12 protein-coding genes are annotated in these 15440 nt (G+C 74.2%); 8 read left to right on the plus strand and 4 right to left on the minus strand.

Going from position 1 to position 15440, the window contains the following annotated elements; genetic code table 11:
- Positions 1-46 precede the first annotated feature (46 nt).
- Both ACZ6SA_RS17225 and ACZ6SA_RS17230 read left to right on the plus strand, forming a co-directional pair.
- Positions 47-1297, plus strand: a complete 1251-nt coding sequence (locus tag ACZ6SA_RS17225) for an MFS transporter (protein WP_465828847.1) — start codon at positions 47-49, stop codon at positions 1295-1297.
- Positions 1298-1354: 57 nt separating this feature from the next.
- Entirely contained in the window at positions 1355-2155 is an 801-nt protein-coding gene (locus ACZ6SA_RS17230) for an alpha/beta fold hydrolase (RefSeq protein ID WP_465828849.1), read from the plus strand.
- 198 nt (positions 2156-2353) lie between these two features.
- Here ACZ6SA_RS17230 and ACZ6SA_RS17235 read toward each other — a convergent pair whose 3' ends face one another.
- The 3 genes from ACZ6SA_RS17235 to ACZ6SA_RS17245 all read right to left on the minus strand — a co-directional run bounded on the left by ACZ6SA_RS17235 (position 2354) and on the right by ACZ6SA_RS17245 (position 4101).
- Positions 2354-2926: a TetR/AcrR family transcriptional regulator gene (locus tag ACZ6SA_RS17235; protein WP_443153393.1), complete on the minus strand. Its 573-nt coding sequence runs from the start codon at positions 2924-2926 to the stop codon at positions 2354-2356.
- 72 nt (positions 2927-2998) lie between these two features.
- The gene (locus ACZ6SA_RS17240) at positions 2999-3532 is read right to left on the minus strand and encodes a hypothetical protein (protein WP_465828851.1); all 534 of its coding nucleotides are present in this window, start codon (positions 3530-3532) and stop codon (positions 2999-3001) included.
- A complete protein-coding gene (locus tag ACZ6SA_RS17245; RefSeq protein WP_443153391.1) occupies positions 3529-4101 on the minus strand; it encodes a TetR/AcrR family transcriptional regulator in 573 nt (190 codons plus the stop codon). The genes ACZ6SA_RS17240 and ACZ6SA_RS17245 overlap by 4 nt, the downstream gene beginning before the upstream one ends.
- 9 nt (positions 4102-4110) lie before the next feature.
- Here ACZ6SA_RS17245 and ACZ6SA_RS17250 point away from each other — a divergent pair, with 9 nt between their 5' ends.
- Complete coding sequence (locus ACZ6SA_RS17250; protein WP_465828854.1) at positions 4111-5151, plus strand: diacylglycerol/lipid kinase family protein; 1041 nt, start codon at positions 4111-4113, stop codon at positions 5149-5151.
- Between the two features lie 416 nt (positions 5152-5567).
- On the plus strand, positions 5568-6800 hold the full coding sequence (locus ACZ6SA_RS17255; protein WP_465828856.1) for a family 43 glycosylhydrolase: 1233 nt from the start codon (positions 5568-5570) through the stop codon (positions 6798-6800).
- On the opposite strand, the gene ACZ6SA_RS17260 is transcribed toward ACZ6SA_RS17255, so the two are convergent.
- Positions 6782-8347 (minus strand): AMP-binding protein, encoded by a 1566-nt coding sequence (locus ACZ6SA_RS17260; protein ID WP_465828858.1) that lies wholly within the window; start codon positions 8345-8347, stop codon positions 6782-6784. The two genes, ACZ6SA_RS17255 and ACZ6SA_RS17260, sit on opposite strands and share 19 nt — an antisense overlap.
- Positions 8348-8474: 127 nt before the next feature.
- Between ACZ6SA_RS17260 and ACZ6SA_RS17265 the strand changes: the two genes are divergently transcribed.
- From ACZ6SA_RS17265 to ACZ6SA_RS17280, 4 genes are read left to right on the plus strand one after another with little or no spacing between them, the layout of a single operon-like run.
- A complete protein-coding gene (locus ACZ6SA_RS17265) occupies positions 8475-10127 on the plus strand; it encodes a serine/threonine-protein kinase (RefSeq protein WP_465828860.1) in 1653 nt (550 codons plus the stop codon).
- Positions 10124-11629 (plus strand): protein kinase domain-containing protein, encoded by a 1506-nt coding sequence (locus ACZ6SA_RS17270; RefSeq protein WP_465828862.1) that lies wholly within the window; start codon positions 10124-10126, stop codon positions 11627-11629. The genes ACZ6SA_RS17265 and ACZ6SA_RS17270 overlap by 4 nt, the downstream gene beginning before the upstream one ends.
- Complete coding sequence (locus ACZ6SA_RS17275; protein WP_465828864.1) at positions 11626-13557, plus strand: serine/threonine-protein kinase; 1932 nt, start codon at positions 11626-11628, stop codon at positions 13555-13557. Before ACZ6SA_RS17270 ends, ACZ6SA_RS17275 begins: the two co-directional genes overlap by 4 nt.
- Positions 13547-15283 (plus strand): serine/threonine-protein kinase, encoded by a 1737-nt coding sequence (locus tag ACZ6SA_RS17280; protein WP_465828866.1) that lies wholly within the window; start codon positions 13547-13549, stop codon positions 15281-15283. Before ACZ6SA_RS17275 ends, ACZ6SA_RS17280 begins: the two co-directional genes overlap by 11 nt.
- Positions 15284-15440 lie beyond the last annotated feature (157 nt).

Genomic DNA, 15440 nt, shown 5'->3' on the forward strand with positions numbered 1-15440 from the left:
TGTGTTACCTTGAAGCCACTAACGCAACGATCACTGCGAGATGTTCATGTCTGTTGAGCCTTCTGACCTCCCCGCACCGCTCGTCGGCGGTCCGCACTGCCGCGTGCCGCGGAAGGGGGCCTTCTCTTCCGCGGCCGCCGTCCTCGTGCTCTTTCTGGCCGCGTCCAGCGCCCCGTCCCCGATCTATGTCATCTACCAGCAGCAGTGGCAGTTCGCGGCGTGGGTTCTGACGGTCGTCTTCGCCCTGTACGTGTTCGGCCTGCTCGGCTCGTTGCTCGTCGTCGGAGCACTGTCCGACCATCTCGGCCGCCGGCCGGTGCTCGCCGCGGCGATCGCACTGGAGGTGATCGCGCTCGTCCTGTTCCTGGTCGCAGGGAACGTACTCGTCCTGTCGGCCGCTCGGGTGTTGCAGGGCATCGCGACCGGGGCGGCGACGACGACGCTGAGCGCCACGCTGGTCGATCTCGAGCCGTCCCGGGGGCGGGCGGGCGTCGTCACCTCGGTGGCTCCCCTGACCGGGCTCGCTGCCGGTGCTCTCGGCAGTGGCGCGCTGGTGGAGTTCGGCCCCGCCCCGACCCGGCTGGTCTACGCGCTGCTGCTCGGCGGGATGCTGCTGGCGGCGGTGGTCGTCGCCCTCGTCCCGGAGACGTCGCCGCGCCGGCCGGGAGCCGTCGCCTCCCTGCGACCCCGGGTCGCGATGCCCGCGCACCTACGCGCCGACATCGTCCCAGTGGTGCCGGCGATGATCGCCACCTGGGCCCTGGCCGGGATGTACCTCTCGCTCGGCCCGTCCGTCGCGGCCGAGTCGCTGGGGCTGCACAACCACCTGATCGGCGGCGTCGTCGTGACGCTCCTGGCCGGAACCGGAGCACTCGCGGTCTTCCTGCTCCGCTCCCGGCCCGCCTCCTGGCTGCTGGCTCCCTCGTCCGCGATGCTCGGGCTGGGCACCCTGATCTCGCTCGGTGGGGTCGCGCAGGGCCTCGCCTGGCTCGCCGCCGCCGGCACCGTCGTCGCGGGTCTCGGCTTCGGCGCGTCGGTGCTGGCGACGTTCGGCACTTTCGCCCGGATCGCCAGGCCGCACGAGCGCAGCGCGGTCTTCGCCCTGGCGAACACCATCAACTACCTGGGCAACAGCGTGCCCGCCGTACTCGGCGGAATCGCCGTCACCGCCCTGGGACTGAGGACCGCCACCATGATCTACGCGCTGGCCATCGCGGTGATCACGTTCTCCGCCTTCGCCCTGCGCCTGAACCAGCTACGGGCCGAGCGCCGCACCGTCATGGCCACGTGCGGCTGAGAGCCCGCGCCCGCCCTGCTCCACCAGCACATGCGTAACAAGTGACAAGGAGACATCGTGACGGAGACAAGCAGGAGCAAGAAGCACCTGGGGGTCCGGCGAGCGGACCACACGACCATCCGGTACACGGCCAGCGGTCCGGCCGGAGGACCGACCCTGGCTCTCATCCACGGCTGGGCGTGCGACCGCGGCGACTTCGACGCGGTGACCGACCATCTGCCCAAGAACCACCGTGTCCTCGCGATCGACCTCGCCGAGCACGGCGAGTCGCGGTCGACGCGGAAGCTATGGACGATGGAGGAGTTCGCCCGCGACGTGACGGCCGTGCTGGAGGCCGAGTCGGTGGACAAGGCGGTCGTGGCCGGGCACTCCCTCGGTGGGGCGGTCGCTGTCGAGGTCGGCCGGCTGCTTCCCGATACGGTCTCGCGGGTGGTGGCGCTCGACGCGCTGCACTATCTGTCCCTGTTCCCGGCGATGAGCGAAGAGCAGGTCGAAGCGATGCTGCGCCTGTTCCAGGAGGACTTCGCCGCCGGGGTGCGGGGCCTCGTCGAGGGAGGCTCGCCGGCGGGGACCGATCCGGCTCTCAAGGAAACGTACTTCGAGAAGATGGTCGCCGTACGGCAGCCCGCGGGGCTGCGTTCCCTCGAAGGGCTCATGCGCTGGGACATGGACGCGGCGCTGCGCGAGACGAAGCAGCCGATCACCGTGTTCGCGATCCGTGACCTGGTGACGCAGGAAGCGATCGACCGCTACGGGGACCGGCTCGACATCGTTCTCATCGAGCTGGGCAGCCACCACTTCCCGGTGGAGGCGCCCGAGGGCACGGCGAGGCTCCTGGCCGATGTGGGAACCGACTGATGAGACCGCGACTCATTCGGCCAGTCGGCGGTAACACATGAGGGCTGCAGCGATCGCCACGAGGGACGCGCAGCGATCAGCCCGGCGCTCGTAGCGCCGGTGTGAACGGCGGCAGCCGCGAACGAACTGACCATCAATGATCAATGAGTCGGTCCAAGGCGGTGACCGAGCCGGTGACCGAGGCCGTGAGCGCCGCGCTCAGGCGCCGAGCAGGACCGCCACCACCCGTCGCGCCCGCTCGACGGGCACCAGGCTGCGCCGGGCGCGGGCCAGGACGAGGGCCCCCTCGATCAGGGCGAGCAGGGAACCGGCCAGGTCCTCGGCCTCCGCAGGAGGGCGTCCGTCGGCGACCAGGCGGTCGGCCAGCGCCCGCTCCCAGCCGTCGTAGGCGTCGGCACAGACCTGCTGGAGCGCGTCGTGGGTGGCCGCCACCTCCAGGGCGACCGTGGCGATCGGGCAGCCCTTCGCATAGCCGGCCGCCTCCATCCGGCCGGCCAGCGCGTCCAGCACGGCGTCGATGAGCGCACCGGTGCCGGCGGCCTCGTCCGCCAGGCTCCTGATGAGGGCGTCGACCTCCCGGCCGGACGCGGCGACGGCCTCGGCCGCCAGCTGCTCCTTGCCGCCGGGGAAGTGGTGGTAGAGCGAGCCCCTGGGCGCCCGGCCTGCGTCGATCACCTCGTTGAGGCCCGTGCCGTAGTAGCCCCGCTCCTCGACCAGCGTGCGCGCGGCGTCGATCAGCCGCGCCCGCGTCTGCTCTCCTTTGACAGCCATGAAGGAAGAGTAGACCGATCTACATATTTTGTCCATCCGGTGTGACGACGGGCTGCCGCGCCGCGGCGGGCGTCACGCCGGCTTCCGGGAGCTCTCCATGGCGCCGGGCTGCAGGTAGGAGAGCAGGAGCTTGATCAGGAGCACCGGCGTGAACCAGGCGACGGCCTGCGGGACGGTGACGAGCGTGAGGCCCAGCACGGCGATCGCGAAGGCCGCCGGGTGGCGCACGCCCGGCGGCGCGAACTGCAGGACGGCCCCTCCCCACGCGATCAGGTAGATCGCCAGGGCGGCGCCCCAGGTGAACCCCGGGACGAGCCACGCCATGAGGAAGGGTTGGACATGGATGCCGACGAAGATCAGGTGATGTCTGGCCGTCCGGCCGGGGGCGTGGTATTTGCGCTTGGCCGACGCCGTGGCGTTGACGACGGCTCCGCCGTACAGGTCGAGGGCGATGATCGTGACGACCACGACCGCCGGCCAGGGCCAGTGCGCGTCCAAGGCCCGGTGGAGCGCGAGCGCCGCGCCGGCCACGGCTGCGCCGTAGCAGAGGAGCCGGTCGACGCCGGTCGCGCCGGGCGCTATCAGGACGTCGTCGATCCGGCTCATCGCAGGCTCCGCACGCAGATCTGGACGATCGGCCCGGCCAGCTCGCCCAGGTCGAGCTCGGGGTCGGCGAGGCACTGCACCAGGCAGCCCTCGACCGCGCCGACGATGACGGCGGCGGCGTGATCGGGGTCGAGACCGGGGCGGATCGCGGCCCGGCGCAGCAGGCCGGCGACCGTCGTGCGGTAGTCGCGGTAGAGGCCCGCCATGTCCAGGCCCGCCATGTCCAAGGGGGCGTTCCACACGTCGAGCTGGACGCGGGCCAGGTCGGCATCGGCGACCAGCATCGTCAGCGTGGCGCCGATCAGCTCCTCCAGCCGGTCGAGCGGGTCGGCGCCGGCGTCGGCATGGGCCAGCAGCGCGGCGACCCGGGCGGCGTGCGCTTCGAACGCGGCCTTCAGCAGCTCGTCGCGACTGTCGAAGTACAGGTAGACGCTGCCCTTCGCGATGCCCGCCTCGGCGGCGACGTCGTCGATGCGGGTGGCCGCGAAGCCCTTGCGGGCGAACATCCGGACGGCGGCGGCCAGGATCTGCTCCCGCCGCTCGGCCTTGTCGACTCTCTTGGGGGTCATGCCACAATAATGACTGACTGGTCAGTCATTATCAAGCGGGCGGTGCGCGCGCGGCGGACGGGCCCGGCCCGCGAAAGCACGCGCGGCGCGCCGGGTTTCGCCGGGCCTGCCGGGGGAACCGGGGCGGACCAGGGCGACGGAGAGGCGGGCGAGATGGCGCGCAGGCTGATGGCGATCGGCAATCCGGCGGCGGGCGGCGACGACGACGAGACGCGGCAGGCGGTGCTGCGCACGCTGGAGAGCGAGGCCGACGTCGTGGCTCCCGTCGTGGCGGCGCCCGGAGACGTCGACCGCGTCCTGGCCCGGCACCCCGGCCGCGACCCCGTGGTGCTGGGCGGCGACGGGACCCTGCACGCGGTGCTGGCGGCCCTCTTCGCCCGCGGCGAGCTCGCCGACCGGCCGGTGGGGCTGGTCCCGATGGGCACCGGCAACGACCTGGCGCGCTCGCTGGGCCTCCCGCTGGACCCCGAGAAGGCCGCGCTGCTGGTGCTGCGCGGCACCGAGCGGCCGCTCGACCTGCTGGTCGACGACGAGGGCGGGATCGTGATGAACGCCGTGCACGTCGGCGTGGGCGCGCTGGCCTCGCAGCAGGCGGCCCCGCTCAAGCCGGTGCTGCGCCGGGCCGCCTACTCCGCGGGCGCGCTGCTCGCGGGGATCCGCAGCCGGGGCTGGCGCCTGCGGGTGCGCGCCGACGGCGTCGTCGTCGCGTCCGGCCGCCGGCGCGTGCTCATGGTGGGCGTCGGCAACGGCGCCACGATCGGCGGCGGCACCCCGCTGGCGCCGGACGCGTGCCCGGACGACGGGCTGGCCGACGTCGTCGTCTCCTTCGCCGTCTCCCCCTGGGCACGGCTCGCGTACGGGCTGCGGATGCGGCGCGGCGAGCACCTCGAGCGCGGCGACGTCGTCACCGTGAAAGCGAGCTCGGTCGTCATCGAGGGCGAGCCCGTGCTGGCCAACGCCGACGGGGAACTGCTGCCGGCCGCGCCCGTCCGGTCCTGGACGGTACGCCCCGGAGCGTGGCGGCTCATCGCACCGGACGATGGCGCTTGACCTGAGGTGCGGCCGGCCAGTCACCCCGGACCGTGACCCTTGACCCCTGTGAGAGCATCGGTCAGGAACGCGTGATGATCGCTCGCCGGCCGTCTCGACGCGGACGCCCGCCGGCGCGCGGTGGATGGGAGGATCCCATGTCCTTGCCCGGCCGGCTCCTGCTGGTGTTACCCCTCGTGACTCCTCCGCTCCCTGAAGGAAGCGGCTTCTCGCCCCGCTTACGCGAGAGACGACGGCCAAGCCCTGACCGATGCCCGAAAGCACAAGCACCATCCGACCCGCAGGAGGCGAGGGTGCCCGAGGTTCTGCCACTGAACGCCCGGGCCCTGGCAGCCCTCCCGCTCCCGACTCCCCCATCACCTGAAGGCGACGGTCCCCTCAGGAGGCTCTGATGGCGACGTTCGCGGCAGGCGGGGGTGCGGCCGGCGCGGCGTCCGCCGCCGTCGATCATCGAGGCCGACTTCCCCGACCCCGACGTCATCCAGGCCGGATCCACCTTCTACGCCTACTCGACCAGCAGCCGGGCCGGCCGCATCCAGGTGGCCGGCGCGCCGTCGCCGACCGGGCCGTGGACCGTGCGCGGTGACGCGCTGCCCGACAAGCCGTCCTGGGCGGGCGACGGCGGTTTCTGGGCGCCCGACGTGACCCGGCGCGCGGACGGGCAGTACCTCATGTACTTCACCGGCCCGAGCACCGCGACCAAGCGCATGTGCATCGGCGCCGCGCTGTCGCCCACCCCGCTCGGCCCGTTCCGCCCCGTCGGCGACGGCCCGCTCGTCTGCGACCCCGCCGAGGGCGGCGACATCGACCCGTCGAGCTTCGTCGACACCGACGGCACGCGCTACCTGCTGTACAAGAACGACGGCAACGCCGTGGGCAAGCCCGCCGTCATCTGGCTGCAGCAGGTGGCGGCCGACGGCGTCACCTTCATCGGGGCCAGGAGGGAGCTCATCCGCAACGACCGCCCGGAGGAGGCCGGCGTGATCGAGGCGCCGGTGCTCGTCAAACGCCCGTCCCGGTACGTGCTGTTCTACTCGGGCGGCTCCTACACGGGCAACTCCTACTTCACGAGCTACGCCACCTCCCCCTCGCTCACCGGCCCCTACACCAAGGCGTACCGGCCGCTCATGACGACCGGCACCTTCGACGGCGCGGTGCAGGGCCCGGGAGGCACCGACGTGCTGGGCGATCGCGTCTTCTTCCACGGCTGGGTCGGCAACGCGCGCTGGATGTACACCGCGGACCTGGGCTGGGCCGGCGACCTTCCCGTCGTGCGCGGCAGCCGGGTCCGCTACGAGGCCGAGCGCGGCACGGTCAACCACGCGGAGGTCCGCACCGGCGCGGCCGGCGCGTCGCAGGGCGCCGTGGTGGCGAAGCTGGACCACGCCGACAGCTGGGTCGACATCAGGGTGTTCGCGCCGGTGGGCGGCGACTACACCGCGAACGTGGCGTACGCCGCCGGATACGGCGACGCCCAGCACGCCCTGACCGTGAACGGGTCGGCGCGGGCGACCGTGAACTATCCCGACCGCGGCTGGGACAACTGGACGCAGGTCAGGGCGACGGTCACCCTGGTCGCGGGGTGGAACACGTTGCGCCTGCAACATCTGACGCGGTGGGCGGAGCTCGATTACGTCGAGCTCGCCTGACCGGGCCCGCCGGCCGCGCGTTCCCTGAGCACGGCCTTCTGGATCTTGCCGGTCGAGGTCTTGGGCAGGTCGCAGAAGGCCACCTCCCGGGGCGCCTTGAAGTGGGCGAGGCGCCCCCTGACGTGCTCGACCAGCTCGCCCTCGGTGACGCTCGCGCCGGCGGCCAGGCTGACGTACGCGACCGGCACCTCGCCCCAGTGCGGGTCGGGCCGCGCGACGACCGCGGCCTCCTGCACGGCCGGATGGCTCACCAGGGCGTTCTCCACCTCGACGGAGGCGATGTTCTCGCCGCCTGAGATGATCACGTCCTTGGCGCGGTCGACGACCTGCACGTAGCCGTCGGGGTGGCTCACCGCCAGGTCGCCCGTACGGAACCAGCCGTCGGGCGCGGCCCTGCCGGTGGCGGCAGGGTCCCGGTGGTAGCCCACCATGACGTCGTTGCCGCGCATCGCGATCTCGCCGACGGTGGCGGCGTCGGCCGGCACGTCGTCGCCGTGCGCGTCGACGACCCGGACGCGCTGGGCGACCACGTTGCCCACGCCCTGCCGCGCGCTCAGCGCCGCCCGCTCGGCGGCGTCCAGGTCCGCCCATGCCGGCTGCGGCTGGCAGATGGCCGCGGGCCCGTACGTCTCGGTGAGCCCGTACAGGTGGATGACGTCGATGCCCGCTTCCAGGGCGCGCCCGAGCAGCGCGGGGCTCGGTGGCGCGCCGCCCACGCAGGCGAGCAGGCGCGGGTCGAGAGGGCCGGCAGGCGCGTCCTGGTGGGCCAGCAGCGACGTGAGCACGGTCGGGGCGCCGCACAGGTGGGTGACGCGGTGCTCGCGGATCAGGCGCCAGGCCTGGCCCGGCTCCACCTTGGGCAGGCAGACGTGCCGGCCGCCGGCCAGGGTGACCGCCCAGGGGAAGCACCACCCGTGGCAGTGGAACATGGGCAGCGTCCACAGGTAGCCGCTGGCCGCGTCGAGCCTGGCGTGCAGCGCCATCGCCATCGCCTGGAGGTAGGCGCCCCTGTGGTGGTAGACGACCCCTTTCGGCCGGCCCGTGGTCCCGCTCGTGTAGTTGATCGACAGCGGCGCCAGCTCGTCCTCCACCGGGATCAGGAGCGGCTCGGCGCCGGCCCGCAGCGCGTCGTACGCGGCGGGCGGCAGGAGCAGCGGTCGCGCCGCGCTCGCGCCGGCCGCCGCCCGCGCCGTGGAGGCGAGGCCGTCGTCGTGCAGGAGCACCGACACCTCGGCGTGGTCGAGGATGTAGGCCAGCTCGCCGGGCGACAGGCGGATGTTCATCGGCACCAGGACGGCGCCGGCCGCCGGCACCGCGAAGGTCGCCTCCAGCGGCATGTGGCCGTTGGCGGCGAGCACGGCCACCCGGTCGCCGGGGCGCACCCCCGCCCCGGCCAGGCCGCCGGCGACCTGCCGTACCCGCTGCCACAGCTCGGCGTAGGTGAGCGTCAGCGCGCCGTCGAGCACCGCCGGGCGCCGCGCGAACACGGTCGCCGACCGTTCGAGGAAGCTCGTCGGAGTCAGCGGCTCGAACGACAGACCGGACATCCGTCCCTCCTGCCTGGGCTGTGCGAAGGGGTGCTTGATCGATCGTCGCACGGCGAGGCCGCGCCGCGGGAGACCGCACGCATGGCATCTAAAGCGGATTTATATCGCTCCTTTCTACGCTGGCGGGATGTCGAGTGTTGAGGACCGCTTACTGGCGGGTCGCTACCGCCTCGTTTCGCCGATAGGCACCGGCGGCATGGGCACGGTCTGGCACGCGCACGACGAGCGGCTGGACCGGGAGGTCGCGATCAAGGAAGTACGGCTCCCTCCCGAGCTCGGCCCCGGCGAGCGCGCCGAGCTCTGCGCCCGCATGGTGCGGGAGGCGCAGGCGGCCAGCCGGCTCAAGCACCCGGGCATCGTCACCGTCCACGACGTGCTCACCAGGGACGACCGCCCGTGGATCGTCATGCGGCTGCTGCGCGGCCGGCCGCTCGACCGGGTGATCCGCGACTCGGGAGCGCTGCCCGTGCGCCAGGTGGCACGGCTCGGCCTCGGCGTGCTGGACGCGCTCGCCACCGCCCACGCCGCCGGCGTGCTGCACCGCGACATCAAGCCGGCCAACATCTTCGTCGGGGAGGACGGCGCGCCGATCCTGACCGACTTCGGCATCGCGACGGTGGAGGGCCAGGCGACGATCACCGAGTCGGGGATGCTGGTCGGCTCCCCCGGCTACATCGCCCCCGAACGGCTGCGCGGGGAGCGCCCCGGCCGGCAGTCGGACCTGTGGTCGCTGGCCGCGACGCTGTACGAGGCGGCCGAGGGCGAGCCCGCCCACCCGGGCGGCGACGCGATGGCGGTGCTGGCGAGGGTCCTCACGGAGGAGGCCCGACCGCCCCGGCGGTCGGGATCGCTCGGGCCGCTGCTGACCCGCATGCTGGCGCGCGAGCCCGCCCAGCGCCCGGCCGCCGAGCTGGTACGCCGCACGCTGGCGAGCATCGCCCAGGACGCGGAACCGCCGCCGCTGCCCGCGCCCGCCGCCCTTCCCTCCGGGCGGCGCGCCCTGCCGTTCTCCTCCGGGCGGCGCACCCTGCCGCTCGCCGGCGGGGGCGGGCGCCGCCGGCGGCTGATCCTGGCCGCGGGCACGGCCGCGCTGCTCGTCTCGGCCGGCACGCTCGCCGTCACGAATCTGCGGGGTGAGGATCCCCCTCCCGTGGCCTCACCGCCGCCCGCCGTCTCCGTCACCGCCACGTCCCCGTCCGCCGTGGCCCAGCCGGTGGAGGAGGAGCAGGCCAGGTTCCCCGCCCCGATCGACCTGTGCACGCTCGTCACCGCCGAGCAGGCCGCCGAGATCGTGCCCGGCGCCTCACCGCGCGGCGGCACGCTGTTCAAGAACGGCGACAGCACCGGATGCCGGTGGACGGTCGAGGGCAGGGGCCTGTTCGTCAGCGAGGAGCCGTTCGGCACGGTCTATCCGGAGATGTGGGACAGCCAGCCCGTCGACGCCCACGACGCCTACGTCAACCTGCGCAACCATCTGCACGGCGGCGACAAGCGGCTGATCGTCTGGACCCGCCCCTCCATCGGCGTCACCCAGCGCACGCAGTCCGACCAGACAGGCTCCACGGACGTCCCCGGGCTGGGGGCGGAAGCGCTCACCTACGACCTGCTCGTACGTCACCAGGAGGACGTCATCAGCACCACCGTCGCCTACCGGCTCAGCAACGTGCTGCTGGAAGTGACCTACACCGACATGAAGGCCGGCTCGTCGGAGCGGACCCGCGAACGCGCGCTGCGGGCGGCGCGCTGGACGGCCGCCGCGCTCGAGGAGAGGGCGGCATGAACCCGCCGGGAGACCGCTACCGGATGTCGCGGCCCGCGGGCGAGCGGGCCTTCCTCGCATCGGACCGGCAGTTGCTCAGGGAGGTGCTGATCAGGGAGGTGCCCTCGCCGCCGGAACTGCCCGGGAGCGAGCGCGACGTGCTCGCGCTGAAGGCGGTGCAGCGGGCCCGCGCCGCGTCGCGGATCTCGCATCCGGCGCTCAACCCCCTCCTCGACGCGTACGTGGCGGACGGCGCGGCCTGGCTCGTCTCCGAGCCGATCGACGGCATGCCGCTGGCGCAGGCCGTGCGCGAGCGAGGGCCGCTCCCTGCCGGGCAGGTGACCGCCATCGCCACGGACGTGCTCGGCGCGCTCGCGGCCGGTCACGCGCTCGGCCTGGCGCATCTGGGCGTGCGGCCGGACACGGTCTGGCTCACCGCGTCCGGCAGGGGCGTGCTCACCGGGTACGGCTGCGCGGTGCCCGAGCTCTTCGGAGGCGGCTCCGGGGGCACGCCGGGCTTCACCGCCCCGGAATGCCTGTCAGGAACGGGGCCCGCCCCGGCGTCCGACCTGTGGTCGCTGGGCGCCACCCTGTACCTGGCGGTCGAGGGCGTGCCCGCGTTCCCCGAGGGCGGGCTGGCGACGGTGAGCGCGGTGCTGGCGGGCGAGCCGCGCCCGCCGGTGCGCGCGAGGGCGCTGGCGCCGCTGCTGCTCGCCCTGCTCGCCCGCGACCCCGCCAGGCGGCCCGCCGTGCCGGCCGCGCTCGACACGCTCCGCGGAGGCGGCCAGCGCCCGGCGCTCCGGCTGGGGGGCGGCATGGTGGCGCTGTCCGCGGCGGGGCTGAGCCTGGTGGTGGCGGCGCCGGCCGTCGCCGTGACGCTGTCGCTGGGCGGCTCCCCCGGGCCCGCGCCGCGCACCACGTACGCGCCCGTCTCGGCGTCCTCCGCCGCCTCCACCGCGGGTCCGGCCGCCACGGCACCGGTCGGCACCTCCCCCAGCGCCACGGCCACGCGGGGAGGAGCCGCCTTCGCCTCCATCCCGCGACCGTGCAGCCGGCTCACCGAGGAGCAGGCGCGGGAGCTGGTCCCCGGCTACACGAAGTCCCCGCTGGAAGCGAACGAGTGCTCGTGGTCGACCCTGGACGACGGAAAGAACTCGATCATCCTGAAGGCGTTCCTGATGAAGCCGGGGCCGCTGGGCGACGGGACGGCCGTGGCCCGCGAGTACGTCATCGGCATGCGGCAGGAGGCTGCCAGCATGGCCGGCCCGTCCGCCGTGGGCGGCAGGGAGCTGCCGCCGCGCGACCTGCCGGGCGTGGGCGACCTGGCCGCAGGACGCGACAAGGTCTCGTCATGGGCCGGCGACAACAGGCTGAACACGGAGGTCTGGTTCCACGTGCGCAACCTGGCGATGCTGCTGCGCTGCGAGCGAGACGTGCCGAGCACGGTCACCGCCGACACCGACGGCTCCGTGCGCAAGTGCGCGGAGACGGCGGCACGCCACGTCGCGGAAGGGCTGACATGACCACGCTGCTCAACGAGCGCTACCGGCTGACCGTCCCCCTCGACGCCGGCGAGAAGACCACCGTGTGGCGGGCCAGGGACGAGGTGCTGCACCGGGACGTGACCGTACGCGCCCTCGACGAGCGGGACCTGCCCGGCGCCCTCGCGGCGGCACGCCTGCGGCATCCGGCGGTGGCCGCCGTGCACGACGTGTTCACCGTGGACGGCCGCTCGTGGCTCGTCGCCGAGCTGCTGGAAAGCCGCACGCTGGGCCGGCTCGTGGCGGAGCGCGGCCCGCTGCCCGCCGGGCAGGTCGCGGCGCTGGGCGCGGACCTGCTCGAGGCCCTGGTCGCCGGTCACACGCTGGGCGCGTTGCACGGAGCGGTCCAGCCGGACCACGTGCTGGAGCCGAGCTCGGGACGGTGGGTGCTCACCGGGTTCGGTACGGGGGACGCGGATCCCGCCTTCACGGCGCCGGAGTGCCGGGCCGCCAACGCGGTGCCGGTTCCCGCCTCGGACCTGTGGTCCCTGGCCGCCACCCTCCTCACCGCGACCGGCGCCCCGCTTCCGCCACCCGCCCCCGGCCGTCCCGTTCACGGGAAGGTGGCGTCCGGCCGCCCGGCCCTCGAACGGGACGTCCCCGACCGGCCGGACACCGGCCAGACCAGCGCTCACCAGACGGCGGCCGAACGGCACGACGGACCGGACACCACCCGGACCACACCCGACCTGAAGGCAGCCGCACGGGACACGCCCGAGCAACCGGAGACCGGCCAGGACGCGGCCGGCGGAAGCGCGCCGGGCCAAGCGGCCGGCGGAGGCCTGACGAGCCGGGCAGACGGCACCGGCGTTCCGGCCCCCGGAGGCCTGTCTGGCCGGACGGCCGGGGTGGGGACACCGGAGGATCGGGCGCCGACCGTACGGGTCCGTCCCGGTACCGGAGGGCAGGATCGGCGCGGAGGTGGTGATCGCCCCGCCGGCACGCTGCGCCTCGACCGCCCCGGCGCAGGTGCGGAGACGGAGGACGCGGCGGCCCGGTTGCGGCGGCTGCTGCTCGAGCTGCTCGCCGAGGACCCGGCACGGCGCCCCGACGCGTGGACGGCGCAGCGGACGATGCGGGACATCGCCACAGCGGGACGGGCGGACCGCGTCACCGGTAAGACCACGGTGGAGCTGCGGCTGGGCCGGCGTCCCGCGCTGCAGGCGCGGCCGTGGGCGCTGGCGGCGGTCGCGGCGTGCCTGGCCGTCGTGGTGGCCGGAACGTCGGCGGGTGTCACCGCGGCGTTCGGCCCGGACCGTACGGCGGCCGTCGCCGCCTCCACCGCCGGGCCGTCCTCGGGAGGCGGGCGCGGCGGCACCCCGTCCCCTGCGGCGACCGGCCGCACTCCTCCGCCCGCGAACCTGCCCGCGACCCCGGTCGTCCCTCCGGGCGCGGACTCGGGGACGGGCGAGGTGACCACCCAGCCGGACATCTGCCGTCTCCTCACGGATGAGCAGCTCGCCCAGCTGGTGCCCGACAGGGATAAGCCGTTCGCGTTCGAGCAGCGGAGTTGCGACTGGAAGTCCGATCTCTCGGACATACCGGGTCGGCTGGTCTACGGGCTGAAGGTGGACGTCGAACGGAGCGGAGACCCCGCCGAGGCGCGGCGGACATTCGGTTACGCTCGCGACTCCGCCTATCGCATGGTGCATGCCACGACGGACGGCAGCATCGTCTACCGCGAGCCCCAGAAGCTGGAAGGGCTCGGCAACGAAGCATTCACGGCCGACTTGACCCACGTGGCCTCGACGAACTCGGAGCCGAGCTTCAGGGCCTCCGTGCACTTCCGGTTCAGCAACGCGGTGGTGACGGTCGAGTACGGACGGGACGTGGAGGAGGACCAGCGCATGCGCGAACTGGCGGTGCAGGCGGCCCGATGGGTCGGGGAAGCGCTCGCCCGTGAGTACTGACGCTCCGCTCGCCGGGCGCTACCGGCTGGGGAGCTCGCTGGGCGAGGGCGGCATGGGCATCGTCTGGCGGGCCTGGGACGAGCTGCTCGGCCGCGAGGTGGCCGTGAAGGAGGTGCGCCTGCCCGCCCACATGCCCGCCGACGCCCGGCAGGAGCTGTGCGAGCGCACCATGCGGGAGGCCAGGGCGGCGGGCGGGCTGGCGCACCCGTCCATCATCACCGTGCACGACGTGCTCGTCGCCGACGGCCGCCCGTGGATCGTCATGGACCTGGTGTCCGGGCCCTCGCTGGAGCGGTTGCTGGCCGGCGGCGAACGGCTGTCGCCACGCCGGGCCGCGGTGATCGGGCTGCAGCTGCTCGAGGCGCTGGCGCTGGCGCATGAGCGGGGCGTGCTGCACCGGGACGTCAAACCCGCCAACGTGCTGCTGGCGGAGGGCGACCGGGCGATCCTCACCGACTTCGGCATCGCCGTGCGCTCCGGGGAGGCGGCGCTCACCTCCGCGGACGCGGTGGTGGGCTCGCCCGGTTACATGGCTCCCGAGCGGGTGCGCAACGACCGCGCGGCCGGGCCGCCGTCCGACCTGTGGTCGCTGGCTGCGACGCTGTACGCAGCCGTCGAGGGCCGGGGGCCGTTCCACCGGGACAACCGGCTGGCGACCCTCGGAGCCGTCCTGACCCACCCGGCCCCTCCCCCGGCGCACGCGGGCCCGCTGGGGCCGGTGCTGCTGGCCGTGCTGGCCAAGGATCCCGGTCGACGCCCTGACACCGAGGCGTTCCGGCAGGCTCTGCACGCGGTGGCGCACCCCGACCAGGCCGGCGTCACCCCCGGTGTCACTCCGGACGGCACCGGGAGTGACACGCCCCGGAAACGTGCCAGGAAACATGCTCGGGGACCCGGTGGGGAGCACGGACGGGGCGGCGCCGCGTACCCGCCCGGGCAGGCCTCCCCGCCGCTCCCCGGCGGGAATGCGCCGGGCCCGCGCACCGGGCGGGACGGGGTCGACACCGTGGACCACCCGTTCCAGCCGGCCTTCCCGGCGGCCCGGCGGAGGCGACCGCTGGTGGCGGCCGCCGTGGCGGGCGCGGTGGCGGCGTCGGCGGTGACGGCGGCCGCGCTGCTGATGACGAACGCCACGACGACGACCGGCCCACCCGGCACCACGACCAGCGGGCCGACCACCGGGCCGACCACAGGACCGACCACCGGGCCGACCACCGGGCCGGTGACGGCGACCTCCGTCTCCACGCCGCCCCCGTCGCCCACCGCCGCGGCCGTCCCCGATCCGTGCACCCTGCTGACCGAGGCGCAGGCGGCCGCTCTCACGGGCGGCGCCCCCTCCCCCGAGGGCACCACCACCTGCTCCTGGCGGGGACGTACACAACTCGACATCAAGATCAACGGCTATCCGGAGGAGAAGACCGCCGAGGAGACCCTCGCCCTGCACCGCGCCGCCGCGGTGTCGGAGGCCGGCGTCGGCAAGGGGGAGCTCACCACCGTGACCGTTTCCGCCGTGCGGAAGGTGCCGGGCCTGGGCGATGAGGCGTTCGCGCAGGACGAGGGGACCGTCTCCGACTTCGGTGACAGCGCCGCGACCACCGTGTGGCTGAGATCCGGCCGCACCCTCCTCACGGTCACCCACACCGCGCGCGAGCAGCCGAAGGTGAGCGACGACGTCCGCGACGGCGCGCTCCGGGCCGCCCGCCAGGCGCTGGCCAACCTGCCCTGACGGCACCACGGCCCGCCGGCCGGCGGCGGTCCCGCGCGACGCCGACGCGTCGAGGGGGTCACGCGCGTCAGCCTGTGGTCGCAGCCCGGGTGCGACCAGCGTGGCAGGCGAGGTTCGTCAGGAATGAGGACGAGGACGGCCGCGGGCCCTTCGAGGA

The sequence above is a fragment of the Nonomuraea sp. NPDC049378 genome, assembly GCF_055586745.1.